14 protein-coding genes, 2 pseudogenes and 1 riboswitch are annotated in these 26,663 nt (G+C 58.8%); of the genes and pseudogenes, 7 read left to right on the top strand and 9 right to left on the bottom strand.

All coding sequences use genetic code 11. The features are described from left to right. The 3 genes from EN862_RS33475 to EN862_RS37590 form a co-directional block, all read right to left on the bottom strand. Positions 1–1,069 (bottom strand): phosphomethylpyrimidine synthase ThiC (locus EN862_RS33475; protein WP_189342947.1); only part of this gene is annotated, 1,069 nt, incomplete at its 3' end. 103 nt (positions 1,070–1,172) lie between these two features. After that, positions 1,173–1,289, bottom strand: a riboswitch (TPP riboswitch). Between the two features lie 121 nt (positions 1,290–1,410). Continuing rightward, positions 1,411–1,638, bottom strand: coding sequence for a hypothetical protein (locus tag EN862_RS33470; RefSeq protein ID WP_245454713.1), 228 nt, complete (start codon positions 1,636–1,638; stop codon positions 1,411–1,413). A gap of 662 nt (positions 1,639–2,300) precedes the next feature. Continuing rightward, positions 2,301–2,762: a hypothetical protein gene (locus EN862_RS37590; RefSeq protein WP_306283303.1), complete on the bottom strand. Its 462-nt coding sequence runs from the start codon at positions 2,760–2,762 to the stop codon at positions 2,301–2,303. Between the two features lie 898 nt (positions 2,763–3,660). Here EN862_RS37590 and EN862_RS37090 point away from each other — a divergent pair. From EN862_RS37090 to EN862_RS33450, 3 genes and pseudogenes are all read left to right on the top strand, one after another. Then, positions 3,661–4,183, top strand: a pseudogene (locus EN862_RS37090) (SMC-Scp complex subunit ScpB). 533 nt (positions 4,184–4,716) lie between these two features. Continuing rightward, positions 4,717–5,367, top strand: coding sequence for a DUF433 domain-containing protein (locus EN862_RS33455; protein ID WP_126057624.1), 651 nt, complete (start codon positions 4,717–4,719; stop codon positions 5,365–5,367). Positions 5,368–5,371: 4 nt separating this feature from the next. Continuing rightward, the gene (locus EN862_RS33450; RefSeq protein ID WP_126057625.1) at positions 5,372–5,749 is read left to right on the top strand and encodes a DUF5615 family PIN-like protein; all 378 of its coding nucleotides are present in this window, start codon (positions 5,372–5,374) and stop codon (positions 5,747–5,749) included. A gap of 21 nt (positions 5,750–5,770) precedes the next feature. Here the strand turns inward: EN862_RS33450 and EN862_RS33445 are convergent, their stop codons facing one another. Genes EN862_RS33445 through EN862_RS33435 form a run of 3 tightly spaced genes read right to left on the bottom strand, consistent with a single transcriptional unit; the run spans position 5,771 to position 15,502 of the window. Continuing rightward, positions 5,771–8,404 carry an ATP-binding protein gene (locus EN862_RS33445; RefSeq protein WP_126063810.1) on the bottom strand — a complete coding sequence of 878 codons (2,634 nt, stop codon included), beginning with the start codon at positions 8,402–8,404 and terminating at the stop codon, positions 5,771–5,773. Next, on the bottom strand, positions 8,401–9,525 hold the full coding sequence (locus EN862_RS33440) for a DNA repair exonuclease (protein WP_126057626.1): 1,125 nt from the start codon (positions 9,523–9,525) through the stop codon (positions 8,401–8,403). The genes EN862_RS33445 and EN862_RS33440 overlap by 4 nt, the downstream gene beginning before the upstream one ends. Positions 9,526–9,538: 13 nt before the next feature. Next, on the bottom strand, positions 9,539–15,502 hold the full coding sequence (locus EN862_RS33435) for a DUF3320 domain-containing protein (RefSeq protein WP_126057627.1): 5,964 nt from the start codon (positions 15,500–15,502) through the stop codon (positions 9,539–9,541). Between the two features lie 671 nt (positions 15,503–16,173). Here EN862_RS33435 and EN862_RS33430 point away from each other — a divergent pair. Then, positions 16,174–18,858 carry an AAA family ATPase gene (locus tag EN862_RS33430; protein ID WP_126063811.1) on the top strand — a complete coding sequence of 895 codons (2,685 nt, stop codon included), beginning with the start codon at positions 16,174–16,176 and terminating at the stop codon, positions 18,856–18,858. A 21-nt stretch (positions 18,859–18,879) separates the two neighbouring features. Here the strand turns inward: EN862_RS33430 and EN862_RS33425 are convergent, their stop codons facing one another. Next, complete coding sequence (locus tag EN862_RS33425) at positions 18,880–19,209, bottom strand: hypothetical protein (protein ID WP_186815491.1); 330 nt, start codon at positions 19,207–19,209, stop codon at positions 18,880–18,882. Between the two features lie 59 nt (positions 19,210–19,268). On the opposite strand from EN862_RS33425, the gene EN862_RS33420 reads away from it, so the two are divergent. Genes EN862_RS33420 through EN862_RS33410 form a run of 3 tightly spaced genes read left to right on the top strand, consistent with a single transcriptional unit; the run spans position 19,269 to position 23,847 of the window. Further along, positions 19,269–20,726, top strand: coding sequence for a metallophosphoesterase (locus EN862_RS33420; protein WP_126057628.1), 1,458 nt, complete (start codon positions 19,269–19,271; stop codon positions 20,724–20,726). 2 nt (positions 20,727–20,728) lie between these two features. Next, positions 20,729–22,795, top strand: a complete 2,067-nt coding sequence (locus EN862_RS33415; protein WP_126057629.1) for a hypothetical protein — start codon at positions 20,729–20,731, stop codon at positions 22,793–22,795. Next, positions 22,792–23,847 (top strand): hypothetical protein, encoded by a 1,056-nt coding sequence (locus EN862_RS33410; RefSeq protein WP_126057630.1) that lies wholly within the window; start codon positions 22,792–22,794, stop codon positions 23,845–23,847. The genes EN862_RS33415 and EN862_RS33410 overlap by 4 nt, the downstream gene beginning before the upstream one ends. 606 nt (positions 23,848–24,453) lie before the next feature. On the opposite strand, the gene EN862_RS33405 is transcribed toward EN862_RS33410, so the two are convergent. Continuing rightward, positions 24,454–25,512, bottom strand: coding sequence for a class I SAM-dependent methyltransferase (locus tag EN862_RS33405; protein ID WP_024504268.1), 1,059 nt, complete (start codon positions 25,510–25,512; stop codon positions 24,454–24,456). A 57-nt stretch (positions 25,513–25,569) separates the two neighbouring features. Beyond that, positions 25,570–25,790, bottom strand: a pseudogene (locus EN862_RS33400) (insulinase family protein); the annotation flags it as partial. Between the last annotated feature and the right edge of the window lie 873 nt (positions 25,791–26,663).

Raw genomic sequence — 26,663 nt, 5'->3', positions numbered from 1 at the left:
TGGCGATGTCGCAGATCTCCTCGAAATGCTCGTAGAGGAAGCTCTCCCGGTGATGGTGCAGGCACCATTTGGCCATGATCGAGCCGCCGCGCGAGACGATGCCCGTGACCCGGTCGACGGTCAGCGGTATGTAGTGCAGCCGCACGCCGGCGTGGATGGTGAAATAGTCGACGCCTTGCTCGGCCTGCTCGATCAGCGTGTCGCGATAGACCTCCCAGTTGAGGTCCTCGGCGATGCCGCCGACCTTTTCGAGCGCCTGATAGAGCGGCACCGTGCCGATCGGCACCGGTGCATTGCGCACGATCCAGTCGCGGATGTTGTGGATGTTGCGGCCGGTCGACAGGTCCATCACCGTATCGGCGCCCCAGCGGATCGCCCACACCATCTTTTCGACCTCTTCGGCCATCGACGATGTGACAGCCGAGTTACCGATGTTGGCGTTGATCTTCACCAGGAAATTTCGCCCGATGATCATCGGTTCGCTCTCGGGATGATTGATGTTGGCGGGAATGATTGCGCGTCCGCGCGCCACCTCGTCGCGCACGAATTCGGGTGTGACGAAATCTGGGATCGCCGCGCCGAAGGCTTCGCCGTCGCGTTGCAGCTTGCCGCGCATCACCTCGCGGCCGAGATTCTCGCGGATGGCTACGAACTCCATTTCTGGCGTGATGATGCCGGCGCGCGCATAGGCAAGTTGGGTCACCGCCTTGCCCTGCTTGGCCTTGAGCGGCCGATTGCGTATCGGAAATTCCGGTGTCAGGCGCTCGCCGGTGGCGAATCCATTGTCTTCCGGCCGGACGTGGCGGCCGTCATAGGCTTCGACATCGCAACGCGCCGTGACCCATTCGTGGCGAAGCCGGGCAAGGCCTTTTTCGATGCTGGTTTGGACTGATGGATCGGTGTAGGGGCCGGACGGATCGTAGACGGTGACGGGCGGTTCGCCGGCCGTCGGATGGACGGAAATCTCGCGCATCGGCACCCTGATCTGCGGGTAGAGGACGCCGGGCTTGTGGATTTTCCGCGAGGCGGGCAGTGGTCCCGTCGACACGGCGGGGGTGAGGGCATTCATCGTGAGGCTCCTTTGCTCATGCATTGGAGACCCAGTTCTGTGCCGGAAGGATGAAAAGACGCTTCTGTAGACCTGCTGCAGCAGGACCTCGGGCGTAAACTCCCGCAAAGCGCTTGCACCGTCCCTACGCCAGTATGAACTGGATCAGGTTCAACGGGTCACTGCGCCGCGAAAGCCAGCAGTATCTCAGCCCCTTACCGGGACTCCCCTGGTGAATGCCTCAAGTTGAATGGGCCGGTGCTGCTTTGTCAAGCGCCTTCGGGCGCCTTCGGGCGCCTTCGGCCGGTGGCGACGTCCGGCGGCCGGCCGAGCGGAGAGCTCGCGCATGCATCGGGGACAAGTCACGCCCCGTAGACCAGGGCTGGAATGGCCAAAGTCTCATTCGCTTCGTGAAGGATGGAAAAACTGTATCGGCCATGTGCGTCGAGATCGACCGAGTAGCTCAGGCGGTCACGGATGTGGTTATCCTGGTCGAAGGCGACGATTTGCGGCTTCAGCGAGGTGATTTGCACCACGTCCAGGTAGATGGAGTTGCAGATATGATCTGGTCGTCGGGCTGGCAGGTGCAAGCGGCCGCTCTATTCAGGATGCGGCATCGGCGGCGTTCCCGATACCAATGATATCTTGCGGGCAACTTATGCAATCACCGGCTTCGTAAAACCCGACGGCGGCGGCCGTGTCCTGGCGCTGAGGATGTGCCGCTGTTCCAGCAGAGAAATCGCGTGGGCGCGGAGTTTTCGCTCTGCGAGGAAGAGTTGACGCAATCGTTTAGCTTGCTTGCAGTTCGTAGAGACCCGCCTTTGAAAGCAACTAAGCTATTGCATTGATATGTTGGTGCGCGATCGATCGCTACATAGCCGGCCGCCATTATCCGAGTATTGATCCGCCGGTGTTCGTGTTGCCGTATATGGCAATCCCTGCGAGATCGTCGCGGCCGGATCGGCCGCACCCTCTAGTCATAAAAGGGGAAGCGACCGAGAATTCCGCTGCCGAAAACTTCTCTGGCTTGGCTATGCATGCGGTAGATGAGATCGCCGCCTACCGCGACCTGGTCGAGGAAGGCATCGACGCCCAGTTCGGACAGCCTGGTTATCGCAATGCGTTAGCGGCTCAGACTTGCGGTCTCGAGAGCGGCCTTTGGGGGTCACCTCTTTTTTGTTTCAGAGGTTGGAAGACGGCTGCTCGTTACCCAATAGAAATGGCGACTACGGAACGCGATCGATCGCGGCCATCAGGAAACACCTGTCTTCGGCTCAACCTCGACATGGCGTCCGATCGACCGCAGATATACAGCTATCTCGTCCATGAGATGATCGCGTTCGCCGTAGATCTCAGCAATCCTGCGCAGCTGTGGCTCGACGGACCTCCGTTGCGCCGGCGTCAAATCAGCATCGCCAAAGACATATCCCAAGTTGCCAATCGCGCAAATGTTGCAGCCGGCCTCCACAACTGCTTGCACGAATGCCGGAATGTCTTTTTCTTGCATAGTCTTCATGTCGAACCTCTCGTGAATGGCGTGCTTGCGCGCCCATGCTGCCTTTTCAGCGTGTCCTCTGGGCGGCGCAAGCCTTGAGCGTAATTGTGCCGGGCAACCTCGACTATCCCGTCTGCCACGCTCTTTAGAGTCGGTGGGGTCTGGTGATTGCAGGCTGGGCCACTCAAAAGCCTGCAAGAAGAAAGTCATGGCGACCATTGCTCAAGATCGCGAGGGTGCGTGCAAGACCTTCCGTTGGCAGTCATGCACGCTCACCCAGCAACTGGGTATTGAGCAACTGGGTCTCACGTCGCGGGTCTCGTGTGCTTCACAGCCGAAAATAAGGTACCACCGTGGCTATTCTCAAGTGCAGGCTACCTCTTCAGGACACGGCGGAGTGCCTTCCGACGCACCCCTGGTGCAACGTGCGACCTAACGAGACACATCTCGTTCGCGTTCCCTCGACCTTTCTTCGTATTGCTGCTTGCCCTGCGATTTCAGGCCCTCTGCTAGCTTCTCGGCCGCTCTTTGGCCTGCAATGTCACTATTCAAGATCATATCCGACATCCCTGGATGGTCATAACCGTAATGCGCATGCAGTTTCCCTCACGAGCAGCGCCTATCCGTCGATTAGTTCGTCTTCCGGAACCCGAAGCCCTTTTTATCCGGCGTACCTATCCACCATTCAACCGGTATACCTTTCCCAACTTTGGCGGACCATTTACCTCAGGCATGATCATCTCGCGTGACATTTTTTTTTGGCGCCATCATCGCACGTGGCATTTTCTAAAAACCAAGACGTGTCAATTTGTAAAATCAAGGATGCGGCCGCGCCCGTTGCGAGGATTTGCAGGTAGCTCTTCAGCCCCAACACGATGTGTGAGGCGGCGGTGGAAAAGGCAACCGACGGCGTCGACGCGTCCTTTGATGATCGCAAGCGATATGCTTCGTCGCGAGCCCAGATTGCGGTCTCGGGCACAAGGCGAGATCACAGTTCTGCGATCTGTGGTAACGCGAGCCCGCAAAGCGCCGCTGCGGCCACCGCTTTTGGAATCTGGACGAGATTCGTCGTCGTCTGAGATCAGTTGATCGAGCAGTTCGCGCGCGCGGGACGCGCTTGCGGTGCAGTCTCTCCCGCGAGCTCGCCCGTGACCTTCTCATCGACGACATCCGAGAGCTGCGCGGACGGCCCTATGACCTCGTCGCTGTCGCCGGCGGCTGGAAGCACCTGACACGGCCGGCCTATGCCGATGCCATCCGCGCCTGCGGAAGCAGCGGGCGTGCCGTGGACCTGACGTGGTCGGACGTGCTGATGCTGATGTGCATCGGCACTTCCAGCCGATTACCCGCGCCGAATTGTCGTCGGTTTTCGGGAAGTAATCAGTCGCGACCTGATCGGCCATCTGCGGCACCGGCCTGATCGCGTCGAACCCGCGCAGTCCGACGCCCGGCGCTCCCTACACCTATGTGACGACAAAAGCGTCCTGCTCGAGTTCGGCCTCGACACGCTTCGCGATCTCCCGGACTGCGAGGCGCTCGAGGATGCCGGGCTGCTGAGCAGAGATGAGCTGCTTGCTGGTGAAATTATGCCAGAGTTGGCTAGTGGCCATGAGGATGCGGGTTTGGATACGGAGGAATAGCTTGGCGCTGCAGACGCTGTGGCCACCGGGCTTGCGAGTGCTTCCAGCTTTCCATAGCGAATCTAGCGCGCCCAAGGGCGTCCGAAATTTGTAGGCAAATTTCGGACATGGACACGGTCAGCGACGTCAAGCAGGCAGCGGTATGCGGCCTCTGCACCGCTGTCGCCCAAAAATTCGTGGCCATGGGCAAGCCCCACTTGAGACCCCCAGAGAGAACGCTCGTGAGCGATGGAAACGGTTTTGGTCCAAAGCTTGATACAGATGGCCTGCAGATGGGTGTAGGGTTTCAAAGCGCTCGAAGACGCGCCTTCGCAGAGTTAAAAGTCCGCGACGAACTCGTGTGTCGTTTGTCGCCAACTGCAAATTCGATAGTTAGCGCAATTATACTGCGCCGAGTCTGCCATCTCGAGCCCCAAGGGTTTGTGAGGCCTCTCGGCTCACCACCGCCTTTGCTAACCGCCGTGATTCCAAAGACGCGTGCCTTTACGGAGGGGGTCAAACGGCCTATATTATTCTTTATAAGGAGAAGAATAATGGGCACACTTGCTCGCATCTACACCCCCGCAGAGGCAGCCGCCGTCAGCGGGATAGGAATCAAGGCCGTGCACAATGCGATCGACAAACGCATTGTCGATACTGTGCCAAGCACTGCTCGGCGCATCGGTGGGGTCGTCCGACGGGCATTGACCGGCGAGGATTTGCTGCGGCTCAAGCTTTGGTATGGCGTGGGTGCGACATTGCCCGCTGATCGTCGCTACCGCCTGTTCGAGGAAATCAAAGCTGCCCCAAGGGCCAAGACCGTAAGGGCCGACGACCTGCTGATCGTCGACGTCGCCGAGGCACGTAAACAGCTCAAAGCGCGCATCGTGGATCTTGATGAAGCGGAGGCCGCCATCGGCCGCGTTAAAGGGGTGATGGGCGGAGAGCCTGTCTTCAAAGGAACCCGCATCCCTGTTCGTATGATCACGACGATGCTAGCGCAGGGCGCAGATGAAGCGGAGGTTCTGGAGGGATATCCGAAGCTAACGCCGCGCGTGATTGAGCTCGCCAGAATGTGGGTCGCCGCGCACCCGGTTCGTGGGCGGCCTAAGAAGCTGGTCGAGCAGGGCGTGAAAATAAAGTCGTCGAAGCGCGTGGTTTTGAAGGGCGACCCAGGTCCGTCGGCCAGGTCGAGACGCGTGTGACCTCGTGAGGTTTCTGATCGATGAGTGCCTGCACACGTCTCTGGTTGCGGTAGCCCAAGAACGCGGACATGAAGCAAACCACGTCAACTGGCTTGGGCTAAGCGGCGAAACCGACTGGGACCTCATGCCGCTCATTATCGATGAGGATTTCACCTTCGTCACCAACAATGCTAAGGACTTCAGGAAGCTCTATGCCAAAGAACCGGTTCACGCCGGCCTGATTATCGTCGTCCCTCAGGTCGGGCCTGAAAAACAGAGAGAGCTCTTCGATGCTCTCCTCGAGGATCTTGGCCCAGAGGAATTCCTGATTAATGAAGTTATCGAAATCGAGATCGAAAACGGCATTGCAATCGTAACACGATACGATCTGCCGTCGCCCTAGCTGAGGCTGCGCGATCTCCGCTTATGACCGACCCGGTTGCCAGTCGCTCATCTGCAAAATGTTACCGCCGAGTTTTGCAAACGCGCGTTGGCGGCAGGAGAAAACGAGAATCTGCTGATCGTGTGATTGACGATGCAAAGCGTCGAACATGCGCTCGATGCGGTCGTCATCGGAATAAACCAAAGCGTCATCCAGGATAACCGGTGTGGGTCGGCCGTCGCGGGCAAGCAAACGGGCGAAGGCCAGACGTGTCAGAACCGAAAGCTGTTCTCGCATGCCGCCACTCAACCTATCGACATCCTCATCCTGACCATTGCGGCGAACGGTCTGTGGCAACAGTGTGTTCTCGTCGAACACTATGGAGATGTCATCGAATAGCAATCCAAGCAGCGGTCGCAGCTCGGACATGACCGGCTTCAGATAAAGATCGCGTGCCGTCGAGCGCGCAGCGACCAGCGTCGTGCGCAGCCGGTCGAGGACGGCTTTTTCGAATTCGAAGCGTCTCGCTCGCTCTCCAGCGATTTCCAATTTTTCTGTGGCCTCGCGCAAAGCTTCTTCCACCGCGTCGTCGGACCGAGTGCGAATATGGCCATTGAGATCGGCCAGGGTTACACGCAACTGACTTGCTTCCTGTGTGGCGGCATCCTGAACCGAACGGGCGCGGCGCAGAACGGCTTCAGCGCTGGTGAGATCGCGAGCGCCGTCGCGCAGGGGAGCAGCGCGCATTTCGGCCGCTTCGCGCAGCTTTTGTCGTGCGGTGGCCTCGGTGAGCAGCAAGCGCCCCTTTTCCTCGCGCGCTGCATCGGGTCCCAATATGACCTCGAGGCTGGTCAGTTCCGCCTGGATGGTGACATAAGCCGTCTCCGCAGCCATGACAGCCTCGTCGGCATGGCTGCGCAAAGGCAAGGCCTCGCGCACGCTGTTGCGTGTTGTCGCCACACGCTGCTCGGCTGCGGCATGATGTTGCCGGATCTGTTCTGGATCGACTTTGAGTTCGAGGTCCCCGGCCCCGAGGGCACTCAGACGAGCAAGCTCCTCGTGTAATTGCTGTATCCCCTTGGGCGCGAGATCGGCAAGTCGCTGACGCGCCAAGCCCAGTTCGGTAGCTTTGTCGCGCGCTTCCACTAGGCGCTGGCGTGCCGTCCTGAGGCTATCGACACCGAGGGACGCAAGCAGGCTGCGGTGCTTCGCTTCGGCGTCTTCGATGGTCCGGTCGGCCTGCTGCGGCCGATTCGATCGCAGGGTCAAGGCTCCGATGCCGGCAATATCCAGGCGTACGGTGCCAGCAAAGCTTTGGTCTTCTGCATGGGGCAAGGGCTTGGCATCGATGGTCACCAAATCGGCGGCGCCGTCCCGGTATTCCATGCATAGCGTCGGCAGGGTTGCCAGGTGAGCTGCACGAAGGCTGGCGATCTCGATTTCGAGCGCCTGGAGTTGCTCGACAGCTTGTTCCGGCACCGCCAGCATCGCCAGTGCTGCCTCTCCATCTTCGATCTGGGTTCTGGCGACTTCGGCTTGTTTCAACCGGTTGTCCGAGCCGGCCAGTTGTTCGGCAGCGTCACGCGCCAAAAGAGTCGCATCCAGCCGCGCGAGCAATTCGCGTGCTTCGCGCTCTTCCAGTTCGGCTGCTTGAACTTCGCCCATCGCTTGTTCGTTTTCGGCAATGGCAGAAGCGCGCCGATCGAGAACCTCACTGCGGCGAAGCTGCGCAATCGTCGACTGCTGGCGCAAATCCGTGGCTCGTTTGAGCGCGGTCCGAAAACTATCGAGGGCCTGCTGCGCCGCGTCGTGGTGAATTGCGGCAAGGGCAGCTTCCGCCTCGGCGGCTTTCAAGGCTTCGCTGTGCGATTTGGCGGCCTCGACTGCGGCTTCCGCGGCCGAGATGGCTTCCCGCCGAGTGGCGCCTTCTTCGGGGTTTTCAAGCTCAGACAGACGCGCCAACGCCATGCGCCGCTTGTCGAGCGAATCGCGCAGACCGGTGACTTCGGCGCTGAGACGCTGCTCGTCTTTCACCAGCTTGTCACGCTCGTCGAGCGCTGCCGCATAGAGACCGCCGCTCTTGGGACGCAGCGTTGACGTAACCAGGCTATAGAGTTCTTCTTCACATGCCGCGGCGATTTCGGCCATGCGTCGCCCGCCGGTCAGGGCTTCAACTTCCCCCTGAACCGAGGACAGTAGGCTTTCGCGCACGCGTTTTTCGCCGTCCTCCTCGCTTTTGCTGCGCCTTTCGATGCCGGTGACCCCTTGGCGAACCCAGAGCAATCCTGCCGGTCCTGCGCTTCCGCCATGGATTAGTTTGCCGATAAAGGCTTCGGCCTCATCGGCTTGAGCCAACAGTCGCCCGCCGTCGAGGTCAATAACGCTGGCCAGCCTGCCGCCATAAAACTGCTTGGCAAGTCGATAGCGTCCTTCTGAAGTGGTGATGTCGGCCTCCACCACCGGATTGCCCCCACTGTAAGGCCGCAACAGTCGCACGCCTTCGGGTGTGCCCGTGTGAGGCTGGAAAAAGAGTGCGTGCAGCGCTTCGAAGAAGGTTGATTTGCCGAACTCATTGACCGCGCAAAGCACGTTGACGCCGTCGCCGATGTTTTCGATGGCGACGCCTTGCCCGGCGAACCGTTTGACGTTGTGGAGCCGAAGGGCCGTAAGTTTCATGATCCCATCGCCTCGCAATAGCTGAACAACCGAACCAGTGCTTCTCGCGATATGTCGCGTTCGACAGCCGACCGGGTTTCGTCGCTGCTTTCATCCAACAGTGCCTGCGCTGCCTCGCGAAGGGCACCAGAGCGGTCGATCCGATCCAAATCGCCACTTTCGCAGTCGGTCGCGAGCCCGTCCCCGTCCAGTTCCAGATAGGCGAAGTCGGGCGCGGCTACCGCGATCGCCGCTTGAAGGATCGTTCGCCCACTTAACCGCACCCGGCCAGACGCGGCAATTCGCAGCAAAGTCTGACGCCGCAGATGAGCCGGTGGAAGCAACGCTTCAAATGCCGCGGCGCTGTCGTCGCCAGACAGCAGATGCAGGGGAGCGGTTTTCCAGGAAAAGCTAGCTGTTTCAACGGCCACGATCTCGGGCACGGCGCCAGGCCCGGCAATGGAAACGACAAGGGCCTGACCGGGTGTATCATGCTTGAAACGGTCAGGTTCGGGCGCACCGCTATAACGGCTGCGCTCATTGATGGTGACGGGTCCGTGCCAGTCGCCAAGTGCCAGATAATCGAGGCCGGCCTTAGTCGCGCGATCTGGTGCAATGACATCGGACGCTGCTGAATCTTCGGAAAAGTTCTGAATAGCGCCATGAGCAAGGCCGAGCCGGATGGCGCCTTGCGGCGTCGCGGCGCTGTTCATCCACTCGGTAAGGTCGCGACCGGGTCTGCGGGTGGTGCAAGGTGCAGGCAGCAGCGCCACGTCCGCGCCAATGGTCAGGGTTTCGGGCCGCGTCGCCAGCAGGACATTGTCCGGCACAACGCTGTCCGCTGCACTCCACAATTGATCAGCCAACAGGGAATCATGGTTGCCAGGCAGCAATATCCAGCGCAGAGGCGCGCTCTGGCTCATCTCGGCCATGGCCTGCCGCAACATCGCTGGAGTGGGCGTTTCGGTATCGAACGTATCGCCGGCCAGAAGTATGGTGGATGCACCATGGACGCGTGCCTGCTCTGCCAGCCGGCTGATCGCGCCATGGCGCGCTTCACGGAGCCGCCCGCGCAGATCCTCTGGCATGTTGCCGAACCGCTTGCCGATATGAAGATCGGAGCTGTGGATGAATCGAAACATGGAGTCTCCGAGACTATGTCGATGCCAGGTTGCGCTGGGCGCGATCGATGGCTTCATCCAGCCGGGAGCGTGAAATCGCCGCAAGTCGCTCGACACCGAGCAGACGTGCAAGGTCGAGAGCGGGGTCGGACTGTTCCAGAATGTCCTCGTTCGCAACGACGACAGCGGCCAGCTCGGCGATTGGAATGTCGGCAATGGACCGGCGGGCATCGGCATCGAACGGCATGCGATAATCAAGCAGGTCGACCACCGTCCCTCTCTTCCATAGGAAGCTGCCGCTGGATTCTTCAGTTCTATCGAACTCGCGCAGATGCAGGTCGATCCGCTCCCGAATCTTGTTGCCCGTTCTGAGCCAGCCATGCGCCCGTGCGATGCGCTGCGCAAGGACGTCATCTCGCAGAGGTCCTTCCTGCTCGATCACCGCGTCGACCATGGACCGCAGCGTGCCTCGGTAGACGAAGTCATAAAACTGATCCGGGCTGGTGGAAAATCCGGTTAGATCAGTCAGGCGATAACGGCCGCCCGTCGGTACGGTATCATGCGTCGAATGCGCGGCCGCAGGCAAAATTCCTGCAGATGCCGATGGGCGCTCTCCCGTCGCGAGGGGAGCGGCGACAAGTTCTGGCTCTGATTTTATCGACGGATGTTCCGGTTCGCCGGCCGATGCTAGGTCTTCGGCTGGCAATGGGTCCATGGGGTCGACCTTATGTCCCATGTCCCAATGGATCGCGGCTTCACTTTCCTGTTGTTCAGCCTGTTTGCGACGGCTTTCCTCGAGCAGCGCGGCCAGGCTGGCATGAAGCCTCTCGGTGCAACCTTCGAGATCAAACCACCAATCGGTTGACCATACCCGGACAATGTTCCACCCGAGGCCGCGCAGGACCTGCTCGCGGACCTTGTCTCGATCTCGCGCCGTGGCAGAACTGTGATAGGTCGCGCCGTCGCATTCGACCCCAGCCAGATAGGCGCCGGCGAGATCGGGATGCCGGATCCCTATATCCACTCGAAAGCCCGAAATGCCGACTTGAGGAACGATGGTCCATCCGCGCTTCTCAAGCTCGGCAGCGACGGCCTCCTCGAAAGGGGATTCCAGGGCTCCGACCGATCCGCGTTCCTGCGCTGGCAATGCCACAGCGCCGCGTTCGGCAAAATCGAGAAAGGCTTTGAGATGCTGTACGCCGATCGCTTTGGTTCGGTTGGGGTCGATCTGGTCGGCGGCAAAACCTGAAAATACGATCAGTTCCTGCCGCGCACGCGTCACCGCGACATTCAGCCGGCGTTCGCCGCCGTCCCGATTCAGCGCGCCGAAATCCATGCTGCGCTTGCCGGCATTATCTTGCGAAAAGGTGATCGAAAACAGGATTATGTCACGCTCGTCCCCTTGGACATTTTCCAGATTCTTGACGATGGCGGGCTCAATACGCTCGTCGGCAAAGAACCATTCAAGCTCCGGCTCTGTCTGGCGTGCCTTGTCGAAAAGGTCGAGGATGAGCGACTGCTGTTGCGCGTTGAAAGTGATGACTCCGAGCGTGGGTCGGTCCTTTTCCGGTAGGGCCAGCCAACGCCGCATCCTGCTGACCGCCTCGTCGGTTACCGCTTGGGCTTCGATTCGATTGGTGCGGCTTTTGCCACGGTCATAGATGCCGGTCGTGATTTTTCGCAGCTGAACTGCCCGATCTTCCACCGTTGGCGAAGGGAATGTGATGAGCCGGTTCTGATAGTAGTGATGGTTGGAAAAGGCGATCAGCGACTCATTGCGGCTACGATAATGCCAGCGCAGGTCACGTACCGGGATGCCGGCCGCTTTGGCTTCGTCGAGAATGCTCTCAAGATCCTTTTCGTGTTCGACGACTTCCTCGTCCTCCTCGTTGCGGCCAAAGAAATTGGTGGGCGGCAACTGCTTGGGATCGCCTACGATTATGGTTTGATGGGCTCGCGCGATGGCACCGACGGCGTCCCAGGTGGTGATCTGCGATGCTTCGTCGAAAATCACCACGTCGAACAGGGCTTGGTCGGGCGGTAGATATTGAGCGATTGAAAGAGGGGACATCAGCATGCACGGCGCGAGCTTGGCAAAGCTCGTCGGCATCGCGCCAATCATCTCGCGGATTGACCGGCTGGGCCGCTGCAATTCCATCTGATGGCGCAACAGGCCCAACTCGGAATTGCGCGGGACGCCTTGCACAGCCGGCAAACCATGAGCGATGGCACTGATGACGCGAAGGCTTGCTTGAGCGCGGACAAGATCGTCGATTTCCCGGAAATCTTCGATGGCGTGCTCGTGCTGGAAGCGACGGAAATTCCGCAGCACCGGATCGGCATCCAGCGTGGCCGGCAGCCACCAGCGTACATAGGCCAGGCGGAACGCGGATTGAGCTTCAGCTGGTCGCACTAGACCCGCCTCGATATCGTCGACCAACGCTCCCAGATTGTGACTGACAGCCCTGCGACGAATGCCGCACCACGAAGTCCAGTCCCGGAGAAGATGACGGGCGTCGAGCAAGTCTCCCATCGCAGTCGTCAATTCGGTCAGCGGGTTATCATGTTCTGCCCAAGAAGGCGTCTTTCCAGCAGGGATCGCAAATTGGGTCTTGGCAGCCTCGAATGCTGCAGAAGCCGCAAGGAAGCGGGCTGCCCCATAGCGCATCGTGCTATCTGCTGCACCGCTTCGCAGGCTCGGGGCGGTTGCTTGCAGGAGCGCTTTGAAATCCTCCGTGCCGAGGCCGGGCAGGCGTAGCGTCTGTCGAAGCCTTTCGGCCATCGAGAGTATCTGATCGATACGGTGGGTGTCGGTATCAAGTGCGGCAAATCCGATCGGCTTCCCAGATAGGATGTTGGCTTCGACAGTGGCCCGGCGGTCCTGCATCAGGCGCAACAGCAGCAAGTCGTGCTGAGGATCGGCTACCCCCTCTGTGACATAGCCTTGAAGCAGCTTCTGGACTTTGCGTTTGCCCAACTGACTGTTTGGCCAGAATGCAGAAGCGGCCTGCTGCCATTGCTGCTCTATGTCCTCCACCCGTATGCGCGCAACGGCAGCCTCGTCATAGCGGGCCGACAGGTCCTTGCGAGACTTGCGATAGTCTCCGATTGCCTCATTGAGAGTGGCGAGGGCTCCCCGCAACTGGGCGAAATCTCGATCAAAGACAATGCTGACGTCATAGCCGGCACTGTCCTGGAGTGCCGCTGCTAGTTTTCGCAGCGCTTCGAGCTCCGCTTTTGACGCGTCGCCTTTGGCGCGCAGGCCGATGCTCACCAGGAAGGCGTCGAGTGCGGTCGCTAGAACCTCGGACGCATTCTTGAGGGTCTTTGCCCCTTCGAGCAAATTGTCCTGCCAGCCTGACGTCCACTCGGTGACATCTATAAGACGCAAGACCGACCGCATCTCCACCGACTGAAATGCGAGACCTGTTTCGGCGGCAATATGCTCCAGCGCCAGCCGGTTTGCCTCGTCATGGGAATCGCGCGATGGCCAGGACAATCTCGGAGCGTGCTGCCGCTTGTTCTTGAGAGCGATGCCGAGCGCCAGATAAGGCGTCAGACCATTGACATGGTGCCGATGCAGCGCTTCGACATAGGCATTCAGTTCGTCGCGACGGACGCGAAGCCGCTCGTTGATCGCAATCCACTCCGCTGCGTCCACGCGCACGCCGCTTTCCCAGCTGATCCTGAGCTGGGTGAGAAAGTTGCGTCGGTCCGCCTTGCTGGAATGGAGTTCGAGACAATGCGCGCCCAGGCCATGTTCGCGCAGGCGGCGATACACCACATCGAGCGCCGCCGTCTTCTCGGCCACAAACAGCACGGTTTTGCCAACTGAAAGACAGTTGGCAATCATGTTGGCAATGGTCTGGCTCTTGCCAGTGCCGGGAGGACCGATGATGACAAAATCGCGACCCTCAGCGGCGGCAAGACTTGCGGCGGTCTGTGAGGAGTCGGCCGGCAGCAGCAAAACCATGTCGGACGGGGCATAGTGCCGGTCGAGTTCGCGCTCGTCGCGGAATGATGCGCCATTGCCCTCGAAAGCTATCTCCGGCGTGTCGATCAGATGGCGCACGACACGGTTTTCGCGCAGCGCATCGGTACGCTCGACCAGATCCTTCCACATGAGAAACTTGGCGAAGGAAAAGGTCGACAGCGCCGTCTCGTCCACCACCTCCATGCCGGGGACGTCGCGCACTGCCTGGCGCATAAGACCGAGCAGCCTCGGCACATCAACGCCGCTTTCGTCCTCGGGCAGCTCACCGGAAAACTGTGGCAGTTTGAGCTCGAAGTCGCGTTCGAGAAACTGCAACAAGGTTGCGTTGAATCGCGGTTCATCTTCATGGAAGCGCAAGGTAAAATGCGATGTTGCGCTGCGGCGCTCGATTTTGACCGGTACGAGCAGCAATGGCGCGCGATAGCTGCGCTCGTCCTCGGCCTTCTTCTTCCAGCGCAGGAAGCCGACCGCCAGGAAGAGCGTATTCGCGCCGCCCTCGGCAAAATCGTTGCGCACTTGCCGGTAAAGATCGATCAGCCGGGATTCCAATTGACGCCCATCGAGCGTCGACGGGAGCTCGTCGCGCAGAAGCGCTTCCGCGGCAAAGCCACGCTGGAGGTCACGTCCGTGCACCTCGCGATAGAGGACAGCATCCCGCTCGCCCAGTGGATTCTGTTCGGGGAGCGAAATCAGCCGGATCGAAGCGCCTGCCATCAGACGGTCCTCGAGGTAGCCGACGTCAGTACAAAGAAACGGAATTGTCTTCTTGGAGTCCGGAAAATTGAGCAGGCGGTTCCGCAGTGTCAAATCGAGGAGCTTTTTCTGCCAGCGGTCGATCCGTCCGGCCGCTGTCGTCGGCTTTACCTCGACGATCTCGACCGGCAGGGCTACCACGGCCGGTGCGGCTGGCAACGGCAACGCGATTTCGGTTGCCGCCTCTGCATCCACGCTGCGGCGCGTCGGTTCGTGCGAAGCAAGCGGTGTGATGCCGCCGCTGCGCGAGCGGCGTATATCGATGGCTGCGACAAAGGTGGCTACCTGCGTTTCGTCGAGCCGCTGTTCGATTGCGTGTTGGGCAGCCTCCAACGTCATCGCCGGCCGATGCGTCACGCCTGTCGTCTCAAACACGATGAGTTCGCGCGATGCCAGCGCCTTGCGGACCTCCATGGCATCGGGTTCAATGGCGTTGGCGAGCGTCCTTTGTGTCATCCAGACGCCGACGGCCGCGTGTCCCTGAAACATCAAAACGACGGGATGCAAGCCCGTCGCCTCCAGGGCGGACGCGAATAACAGACTGGTATCGAGACAGGTTGCCAGCTTTTCTGCCGTAATAATTGAGGGACGTCGAATTTTTTGGCCGCGGCTTTCGAAGCTCGCAGGTGGCTCTGCATAATGCAGCGATAGGCCAGCAATGGCCGAATAAATTGCGGCCGCCAGCATGAATGCGCGTTGCGGATTGCCGCTTTGATAGCCATCGAGGCTGGAAGGATGACCATGCGCTGCGAGCAGCTCCGCTGCGGAACGCAGCAGTCCTGCGATCGCCGGGTCGTTCGGCATGACGAATGCGGCGAGCAATTGCGCCATATCGACGACGCCACCCCATTCGTCGCGGGCAAGCAGGCGCACCGCAACGCGCTGCTCGGCCAGCACTGCGCCTCCTGAGGTTAGGCGCAACGTTATCTCCCCGCGCTCAGCCTCGTTGAGACCGGCCAGATAGCCGGCGTCGAGATCGATTTTTCGATCGCTTAAGGGAAGCCGGTCGCCAGCAACGATCCGATCAATTGTCCAGCTTTTGGCGCGCAAAAAAGGGGGGTTCGATGTCAGCTCGAGAGTGCATTTTTCGAAACCCTGCTGGGTCGGGTTGTTGAGCGCGATAGACCGGATCACCGGAATAGCATTTTGGAAGGACGCATATGTAAAGCTGGCGGCGATGTCCGCCACGACTTCTATTACGGGCGCGGCTGATATACCGGCAGCATCGCCAGTCTCCGAACTCGTTTCCATACCCCATCCCCTATTTTCATTTACGATAGAACTTTGCCGCCAGAATTTGAAAGTAAATTCTCGGTATGGTCGCCGCTTATGTCCAGCAGCATAGATTTCTAAAAGTGTTACCGCCCAGATAACGGTCGAAATGGAGACAGGCGATAATCGGTCGTCACGATTGGAGGGGATCCAAAAGTCGCGGAAATCGGAGCGCCGGCGCACGCTGCTGAAACCCAAGACGGGCAGGACGTCATCCGCAAATGTGTGGCGGTCCGGGCGCCATGGACCAAGCGTTGCGCGCCTATCGCGAGCGCTGTCGTGGCGCCTATCGCGGACTCGGACCCAGCCCGACAGTGACGGCGAACCTCGATCGGCCTATCGGTGAGGCGGTCGAATTCCGCCCATAGACTATCGAAAGGCACGCACTTCCAGCTCTATCTCCTCGTACGCGTTGCCGGCTACCTAAATTCGTGCGCGCGGTCCAATGCCTTTGATTGCTGATGTCGTTGTGGAGACGTTTGATCGCTGAAGCATTTGTTTGCTGACCTAGCGGCGCGGGGGGAGGTCATTTATTGGGTACATCTCCAGCACTCTATGTGCGATCGCGAGGAAAATTTGTCCAGACAAGCGAATTCATCGAATCTGGACTAATCAATAAGTATAATGATGGTAAGATTCGGGGGGCAGGAATGGCCGAGGTTGGACTTTTGGAATGGGCGGATAAGCAGCCCGACTGGATTAGGGATGCCTTAAGAAGACACGCCGCGCGGCCGGGCTTCAACCTCGAGCAGGAGGATAAGGCCGGTGTAACAGCTCGGGTCCGCCACGTCGGTGGATTTACCGCTGATCTGCCCGAATGCTCTCCGCTCTCGGCGGAGCATTTGAGGGCCAACAGTTCGAACGAGCCGCGCGCGGTGCTTTGCTCACTCGGCCCCGTCAAGCATTTGAACCGCCTCGCCGAAGAGCAGCAACTGCGTTTCGCCACCGATGGCATCACCATTATCTACGGCGACAATGGAAGCGGAAAGAGCGGCTATTGCCGGATCGCGAAGAAGCTTTGCCGTAGTCTGACGGCGGATGATCTTCTTGGCAACGTGTTCGAGATCGGCACCAAACCGCCAGCCGAAGTGCTTGTCCGGTTTCTCGAAGAGGGTGCTACGGAACCGACCCCCATAACCTGGAAGGACGGAACGCTGCCCCCCGCGTCAATTGCACGGATCTCCGTTTTCGACTCCGCGAACGCTCGCCTCTACGTCGATAAGCAAAACCGTATCGGTTTTCTGCCCGCAGCCATCGCGCTTCTCGAAAGCCATGGACGTCACCGCACCGAGCTCGAAGCCGACTTCCGGGAAGAAATCAAAGCGATCGAAAAGAACCTAAAGACACCATTGCCGAGTGGGTACACAGCTGCCGGCGCGGTCGTAAAGCTGCTGGCTCGTCTCGAAATCAAGTCAAAGGACGTGATGCCTTCCGCAGCCGAAATCAAAAACCTCGCTGCCCTCTCAGAGCAGGACATGGCTGATCTCGCTGGCCTCGAACAGGCTCTGGCAAGCGACCCTTCAACGATGGCGACAAAGCGTCGGCGTGCCAAGGCGGCCTTGGAAAAACTGCTGACTGCATCTGAACAGATCGACGCGGCTCTCTCAGCGGCGGCCCTCGAGATTTATCGCAATCTATATGCAACAGCCGATTCTACAGCGCAGGCTGCACAACTTGCCGCCTCAGGAGCGTTCGCGACTATGCCGTTGAGCGGCGTTGGGCTTTCTCCCTGGCGGTATATGTTCGACCATGCACGAGCCTATTTAGCGAGCGTCACTGGCATCGATCATCAGCACTTGCCAGATCAGGAAGGCGATCGTTGCATGCTCTGCCAGGAGCCGATGACGGCGGACGCCGCGGGGCGGATCCAATCCTTCAATGACTTCGTAACGGGCGCCGCAAATAAGGCGGCGCAAGTCGCATCTATTGCCCATGAAGAGGCCCTGCGCCAAATCAAAGGACTCACCATTGCGACCGGGGAGGCGGTTGAGGCGGCTCTCGGAGAGTTTGGCGATCTGTCCGCCGCACGCAAGGCGATGGTGGCCCTGATCTCGGCATATTATGTCGAGGCAGGTAAAAGGCGTGATGCAATTGTCGTTGCGGCTGCGCTGTCCGAGTACGCTGCGTTCCCGCAACTTGCGGCGCCAGTTGCATCGAAACTCCGAACGGAGGCGGAGGCGCTAGAGGCCGAAGCGCTGACGGACGACAAGGCAGCGGCCGACGACGGGAACCGCGCTACCGATCGAGCTCGTCGCGATACACTCAAGGATCGGAAAAAACTGGGCGACGATCTCACCATCGTTCTCGCGCGCTTGGCGAATCTCGAAGAGCGGCGCAAGCTTCTCTCATGCTGCGATGCTGTCGAAACAGGCTCGGTGTCACGGCAGATGACGTCGCTTCGACGAAGCCTCGTCATGCAGGATCTCGAAAAGCGCGTCGTCGCCGAGATTGAGACTCTGGCGTTAACGCACATCCCGTTCGCAGTTAATGATCGTAGTCAAGATGGGCAGAGCTATTTCGAGGTCGGGCTCAACGCGGCAAAAGCGATCTCAAACAGCAAGGTCTTAAGCGAAGGAGAGCAGCGCGCGCTTGCCCTGGCCTGTTTCTTAGCCGAGGTCGGAGGAGACACATCGCGTCAAGGCATGATCATCGACGACCCCGTGTCATCTCTCGACCATGTTCGGATCAGGCGGGTCGCGGCAAGGCTCGTAAAAGAAGCGGCCACAGGACGTCAGATTATTATTTTCACCCATAATCTTCTGTTCTTCAACGAGGTGGTTGACGCAGCTGCGCAGGCCAATCCGCCGATTCCCCTTGTTCGAAACTACATCAACAAGTCCGAATCTGCCGGTTTTGGCTTGATTAGCGAAACTGACGAGCCGTGGATCGCACAGTCTGTCACGAAGCGCATCGAGACTCTCAAGACGCGCCTGAAGAGCTTCGACGGCGCCACTGATTTCACCACCGATGCTTGGCGAAGGTCAGCGAAGGATTTCTACAGCGATCTTCGGGAAACCTGGGAGAGGCTCGTTGAAGAAATCCTGCTCGGTAAAGTCGTCGAGCGATTTAACAGCGATGTCAAGACACAGAGCCTGAAGGGTGTGGTGGTCGAGGACGAAGACCACAAGCGAATCTATTGGGCCATGAAGCGAGTTTCGGAGCGTTCTGGACATGACATGGCGTCCGCCAAGGCCATTCCAGTTCCAACACCAAACGATATGAAGAGCGATCTTGATGGAATTGACCAATATCGTATCGACACCACCAAACGAAAAAAGGATGCCGAAAAGCGCCGGATTGAATTCGAACAGCCTCCCAAGGCGACTGTACTCTAGCCTAATGACTATTGTCGTGTATTACTGGCCCTCACTGGCTTCATCCTGCTGCGCATGCCGGTGTCCGCCTGCCGCGGGCGAAGCCGACGTGACGAGGAAGTATCGCGAGGGCGCCAAGCCATCAATGGCTGTGCGCTCGCTCTTCATCTTGGATTTCAGCGCCGAGAAGCCTGACCGCTGGTAGTGCTTCGCCTGCACAATGTCGCCGCCGGCAAGGGCATGTCGACCATCCATCGCGTCGTCCGGTCCCTCGGGAAAGGCCTCGAAACGCTTGTCGATCTCGCGACCTACGAGGTCGCGGGCCAAATCCTCAAACTCGTTATGGGACAAACTCGAGAAATCATAAGCCATGCGCCCAGATTGAGTGCCCATTTGGTGGGCAGACAAGCAACCGGGGGCACAATTGCGTCGTGCCTCTCCATTACCAACAAAAAGATAAACGCGCTTTCCAGGCGATGCGGTCGGATGATCGTTTCGCGCTTGGCAAAAGCGAACGGATTAGTCTATGGCTCTCGGCGGGGGGGCGAGTTATGCGACGGGTGCGAATCCTTCAAGTAGGCGATATTCACTATCCGGATTGGCATCCTTCCTCTAGCAACATCGATGCCAAGGATAGCAAGTTCGCTCCGAAAATAACGCAGAAGCTACGCGCGTCTTCGCTGCGTGCCGTCTTGACGAAGCTTCGGCGGCTGACGACTTCGAAGCCCTTGGATTCGATCGCCTTCATGGGGGATTTCACGAGCCGTGGCGACAAGACTTTCATTGCTTCGGCATTCCAGCATTTCACGTTGCTCTGCCGCGCACAGGGGCGCAGTTCAAAGGCGCTTCCGTTGATATTCGTACCGGGAAATCACGATGTGAACCGTGATGACGCGCGCGAACTTGGACCGACTGAGAAATTCAGCGAAATGGCGAGTTTAGCCGCCCGCTTGGGTTGGCAGACCGTTCCCGTGGACCAACCCGTGCACTTCAGACTTCCGACAGGATCCGCAGGCGCAAACTTCATCCTCGTCAACACAGCGATAGGCAGTTGGGAGCTTCAGAACCTTCCCGCGTTCCTTCGTGATCGTCTCGAGGCACTCGGTCCTTCTACAGAACCTGTAGATCTCGGCTCGCCGGACACCTCGGGACATTCGCCCGCGACACCTCCCAGCGATCCAGACAAGGAGGCGTCCGACGACGAGTATTACGGTCAGATGGACACGCCATACATCTCGCGTGAGATGCTTGCAGGCCTACAGGAATTGCTCCAGCAGCCCGACATGCGTTACGGCATCATGATCGGCCATCACAATCTGCTGCCACAAAAGACTCCGCGCATTACGCCATACGCGGAGATGCTCAACAGCGGATTTGTCAGAACTCAGCTGCTGCAGGGCAACAAGCCTATCGTCTACCTGCATGGACACATACATGCCGATCCGGTCGAGATCGTCAACGATCCAAGGTTTCCGGACGGCAAATTGATCTGCATCTCAGCACCAGAGATACAGTCAGGTTTCAATGAGCTCGTCTTCTTCACGACCGATCAGGGAGAGCTCGTCGGCATCCGACTTATACCCTACCGCACCAATGTCGCCGACGGGACGGTCATGGAAGGCGAACATTGCTTCATCTCGACTATGTCCAACGGCAAGGCCTTTCTGAACAACGACACGTTTGACCTGATGCGCCGACTGCGCGACCATGCCACCAGGCGCGGGAATGGGTTACTCTTCTGGGACGAGATCACTGAGATTGCCGCCTCCGCCGAGCTCGGGCTAGATTTGGAAGACTCTCTTCTGATGCTCCAAGCGGCGCGCTTCGTCGAGATAGACGGCCTCACGAAGGCAAACTCGGCTTGGCGCATTAAGGTAAGGGACGAATAGAGATGGAGAATCCGTTCGGCCCCAACAGGATCGAGTACGAAAGTCGCCCGATACTGTGGTTCAGTCAGAAGTCGGCCTTGATTTCTGCCGCCGCCAAGCCGGTCTTCGTCGCAGGGACGAGAGGCAGCGGCAAGACCAGTATTCTTCGCTCGCTTTCCACAGTTCATATCCTCGAAGACAAAAGTCTCGCGGACCAAGTCGGCAAGCTCGGCTGGTATGGCGTCTTCTTCCAGCTCAATGAGACATTTTCGCCCCTAATCGACAACGCGGTTCTGAACCTCATTCCGGAGCGGATACGCTTCGACACGGCCGCCGTGATCCCGCGGCAATTCGTAATCTTCTCTCACTATCTGGAGCTGAAGATAGTCGAACGCCTGCTCGAGAGCATCAGCCAGCTCAGACGCGACAGCCACTTGAAATACCGGGCCTCTGAAGATAGGGACGTCGCCTTGGCACTGCATCGCGAAGTGCTGCACTTCATACCCCAACCTGCCCGTCTCGACTTCTTCAGCATAGATGAGCTGCGGGGTGGGATAACCCGGTACGTCGACGAATGCTTCAACGCGTTCTTCTTTGCCGCCGATGAGGGAGCGACCGGCTTCAGAGCGACAGACCCTGGCGCGATCATTAACAAGGTCGCGACCGCGATCACCCCACTTTTAAATGGCCCATCTTTCGCCGGTGACAGGGCGCCCTTCTTCAAGATCCTGATTGACGACTGTGAGGCACTGACACCGCTCCAACAGCAGTTCCTGAACACCTTGGTGAGGAAGACGCGCGGCAATGTGAAATGGGTCCTCGCCTACATCGGCGGCCTTTACGACACGATCCGGACGATCATACCCGGCCAGTCGCTCTCGAATGCTGACCGGGACGTCGAGAATCTTGATTCAGTCGATCCGAGGGAGTTCGCCACGCTGTGCGAGAACGTGTCGTCGCTTCGGCTCTACTATGCGCTTCCTGACCATCTGCGGAGTGATCTCAAGCGCAACGATGCGCTCAGCGCGTTTTCGCTCAAAAACCGGCTGGGGCGGCTTTCCGTCAATGACATCATCGAGCGGGTTATCATATCGGGTCATTCCGAGGGCAGAGAAGAGCTTGTGGCACTCGCTGATGCAGCACGTGAATTCCTCTCCGTGAATTTGAGGACGGCGGATCAGCAGCAATTCCTTCTTGATCGAAAAGCGCGCCCTTATGCCGAAGGGCTGGCGCTCGCGCTCATGAACCCGGAAATCAAGCGCCGGCCCATGAGCAAGGCGGATGCTTCAAATCTGAAGAGGTCGATCGCCCGGAAACAGGGATGGGCTTTTCTGAAAGCGTGCCAGATGCTGCGTCTGCATGACTACCCGTACGTAGGGCACCAGATCATCACATCATTGAGCGACGTCTGTATACGCGATTTCCTTGATATAATGGGAGAGATCTTCCGCCGCAGTGTTCCGAGTTCCAGTGATCCACGAAAACTGGTGGAATTCATCAACTCGGATTTACAGATTCATCTCGAACAGCAGAGACAGGCTGTGAACGCCGCCTCTCAACGGAAGCTTGATGGACTTCAGGCGCTTTCACATCCGTACGAAGAAGAGAGCGTGCGCATGGTGCGGGCGTTGGGTTACCTGACCGCTCGCCTCCAGACAGAGTTTGCCGAAGAAAATGCTCTAGGAACGACAGAGAGAGGCATTTTCAGGGTTGATCTAAAGGAAATGCGCTCGCTGGTGAACCGACTGGAGCAACCCAGCGGAAAACTGGACGAGGTCCTGCGTCGGGCGGAAAGGGATGGGTTTATCCGGGAGGTCTCCGCCGCCGGCAACTTTGAGGTGGACCGCGCCGACCCCGCATCGAAGGAGATGCTGATCAGATTGCATCGGCGATTTGCACCTTACTTCGGGTTCTCCTATCGCGGCCCGTACGAAATCAACACAATCCCTGCGGCGCAGATGGTCGACCTGCTTTTTACCAGGCATCGGCTCCCAGAAGACTGGGCCGACTCGGTGTTTAAGGAGCTCGTCGCGCGCCCCGCACTCAAGACCGAATTCCAGCACTCGCTTTTCGAGAGCGATCTCGAATGACCGCTTCAACTGTCGAGTATCGAGTCTTCGGCCATCTGGCCGTCACTGAGAAGGCGAGAGATGCAGGTACCTGCGAAACGATGGAGGCAGATATCGCGATCGTCGCGCTTGGATGGGAAACGCGTTTCGCCGCGTTCGAAAACCATCTTGACCTGAAGGTCGGCAAAATCGTGGTTCTGGACTTTGCTCTGAAGGAAGCGAACGTCCCAGCCGTCGAAGAAAACCGGCGAAAGCTCATCGCTATGGGTACCCGATGGGGCGTCGAAGTGACTGCGATCACCCTCGAGCCTTCCATCGAGTATCAGAAGAACATCAATCTCCTCGATCACCTGCTCACTCAGATGGCCGCTTCATGTGGCTCATACGAAGGAAGCCTGCGGAAGGTTTTCGTCGAGTGCTCGACGATGCCGCGAATCTACATCCAATGGCTGATTGCGGTGGCATTCAAGAAAATGTCGATTCAGTCTCTCGAATTCGGGTACGCCGAAGGTATCTACGGGAACGCGATCGGCAAAGAGGATTTTTCCAGCGGCTTGGACCGATACGTCACCGTCCCTCATCTTCAAGGCAGCGGAGGAATGGGCGAAGAGAAAGTCCTGCTCGTGGGGATCGGAGGAGATGCCGACGTATTCTACGGATTGATCGATATCGTCAGTCCGGAACGGATCTCGCTCCTCGTCCCAAGAAGCGAGAAGAATGCGCATATCGATGCTTTGCTCGATCAACAGGTGGCCAAGGTACGTGAAACCCACCGGCTCGAAGATGGCGAAGTTCGCGACATCCAGGCTTTCGGGCTGATGGCCCACCTCGATGCTTTCGAGACGTATCTCGACGGGTTCGGCTCGCGTGCGGTGGTGAACGTTTTTGTCAGCGGCCCGAAGGTTCAGGCCATCGCTGCTGCCGTGCTCGCCTGCTCCGACAGCCGCGTCCATCTCAAGGCACGAATTCCCACCTCCTATGCCCATCGTGAAGTCTCAGCGAATGGGCGGTATCATATCTATAGGCTGATTGACCTGACATCCCCTGCCTGCAGCCTTCCCGGGACGTTCTGACACGATCTTGCATTCGAGTAGCATCATGGTCCCAGTAGCCGTTCCGCCAAGCCTTCAGCGCATGTTCGTGTCGCCCGATCCGGTCGATGGGGGACTAATTCCCACTTAGAAGCTGCTCTACATCAGATCAGGGGAAATGCAGACTGGCAGAATTCCATAATTAGCGACTCAAAACATATACTCAGGCGAGACTGTTTAGCATAGAAATAGTGAGCGCTCTCCAATATGTTAGGCTCTGTCGCAGTAGCGCAACAAGCTCAGTCTTTGGATGGGTGGTATGAGGATGAGACGACTGAATGTGTACAGGCTCAGTCATTTTATCGAGGCTCTCGTTTTTGTCGTAAGCGCGTTCGGTGCGACGTGGCTTACCAGCTTTGTGAACGCGCCATGGTGGGCATATGTGATTATAGCGGCCATCACTATGGGCATGTTCGTAGCCGTGCGTCGGGTCCTTTCTGAGCCGCAACGTATGGGACTCTTGGCACACAACTCGGCAGCGACCTCTGCGTGAACCCAGGCGCCTTGAAAATGTCCCCGATGCGTCCGGATTTTTGGCGGTGATCTTCAATCAAATGCGATGAGCTGCAATTTCTGGCGACGGCCACGCTAAGGGCGGGCCTCCAGCACCATGTTGAACGGTGTCTCCGCGGCGCGACGCAATCGCTTGAAGCCGCCGCCGGTCACAACCTTGCGCAGCCTCGCCTCACCGGCCTGGGCTCCAAGCGCGAGCCCGACTTCCTGCGACACGGATGCGGGCGTGCACACGAAAGTGGAAGCGGCATAGTAAACGCGGCCGACGGGATTGAGGTTCGCCGCCAGATGATCATGCGCGAACGGCTCGACGATCATCCACGTGCCGTCCGGCTTGAGCGATCCGTGGACATGGGTGGCGGCGCCCGTCGGGTCGCCCATGTCGTGAAGGCAATCGAAGAATGTGACGAGGTCATACGTTCCGGGATAGCTCTTGGCGGCCGCCACGTCGAACCGCGTGTTAACGCCGACGCCGGCTACCTCGGCCGCCTTGCGGGCGCGCTCAATCGAGGGGGCATGATAGTCGAAGCCGACGAAGCGCGAATTGGGGAAGGCCTGTGCCATGAGCACGGTCGATGCACCATGACCGCATCCAACATCCGCGACGTCCACGCCGCGTTCGAGCTTCTCGACGACGCCCTCCAAGGCCGGCAGCCAGGAGTCGATCAGATTGGCATTGTAGCCTGGACGGAAGAACCGTTCCGTACCGCGAAACAGACACGCGCTATGATCGTGCCACCCGACGCCCTTGCCGGACTGGAATGCCTGCCTCACCTTTTCTTCATCGAGCCACAGCGCGGACAGGAACTCGAATGCGCCTGCCATGAAGGCCGGGCTGTCTTCATCAGCGAACACCAGCTCTTGCTCGGCGTTGAGATAGAATTTGTCGCTCGCTTCATCGTAGTCGACGTAACCCGCCGCCGCCTGCCCGGAAAGCCATTCCCTTACGAGGCGTTCCTGGGTGCCGGTGCGTGTCGAAAGTTCGGCGGCCGTCATCTTGCCGCCTTCGCGCAATGCCTTAAACAGGCCGAGTCTGTCCCCCAGCAGGACTCCCGCGCCCGTTGCGATCGCACCGAGATCGCCGACCATTTTCCCCAAGAATGCGTCCAACTTTTCCTGATTCGCTTCAGACATCTGAATCTCCCTTTGGGTTCAATCTCTCCAGGCGACGGAGCCGTGCTCGTCATGAGGCGCCTTGAGCATCAGATGCTCGAAGACATGCAGATATCCCCGGCGGCTCATCCGCGCTGCCGATCCTGCACCAGACCATATCGGTGACGAGCGGCGCGGTGGTCGGGAATGACAGCCACCTCCATGCCGTTGAAAAGCAGGAAATCCGTCACTTTGCCCTCGTCGGTAACCGGCGGAGCCGGAGTGGTCGTCACCAGGGCAAGCCCTGTTGCAGCAGGTATCCTTGGGCAGCCTGTCAGAACATCGATGACTCCGGTTGTGGTGCCGGGGCGGGCGATCAGGGGCCAAGTGATTGTTCCGCGGCGGCTGTATGTTGTGGTAAGGTGATCATGCGAACTCTTGTTGGTCGGTCACGTGTTTTGCGGATGACCCGCATGTACTGTGCCAAATGAGAAAACCATTCAAACGCAATCCAGTAGATCTGACTGTATCCGACATTGTCGGAATTTGGACATCGCCGAACGCGAAGCGCTCGGGGCTTGTGACGATACTTGAGCGTGCTGCTTCGGAGGAGGGATGCGCCTCGAACCGGCCGCGAGGCCTTTTTCTGGCAACGGATATTCCGGCCGGGTTAGGCCGCGAGGAAAGCGACGGTGAATAAGAGGTAGAGGACCAACCGTTTTGAGCGGGTAGTTGCCGTGTTGCGCCCCCAGGCAAAGGCCAGCACCACGGAGCAGTATTTCTGGTGGCGATACTACATCGCCTTTAAGTGCCGGTTACCCGTTTTTACCCAGTTGGCCTGGTGCATTCAGAGCGAGGTCGTTGGAAACCGCTTATTGTGGCTATGAGCAAACTCGGGATGGAGGAGTGGACCCAAAAATTGGCAAAATGCCCCAGGGAGGATTACATGGGTCGCTCATTCCCCGTACTCGTTACAGGTGCGCGTCGCTACGCAAACAGCTTGCTTTTGACTTGGCGTTTCTTGCCGTTTCGGCATCGCTCACTAATTCGGCCGCTGCCGACACCGTGAACTGGCGTCAATTCGAAGGGACCAGCATAACTTGGGCCTACGACATCCACCCCTATGCGGATGCTCTCGCTGCGCAACTTTCCGGAGTTCGAGAAGCTGACCCGGCATCAAGGTCACGCCGGAA

This window comes from Mesorhizobium sp. M2E.F.Ca.ET.219.01.1.1 (genome assembly GCF_004016445.2).
Classification (GTDB): domain Bacteria; phylum Pseudomonadota; class Alphaproteobacteria; order Rhizobiales; family Rhizobiaceae; genus Mesorhizobium.
The sequence above is the reverse complement of the archived record's forward strand: the minus strand, read 5'-3'. Positions and strand labels throughout refer to the sequence as shown.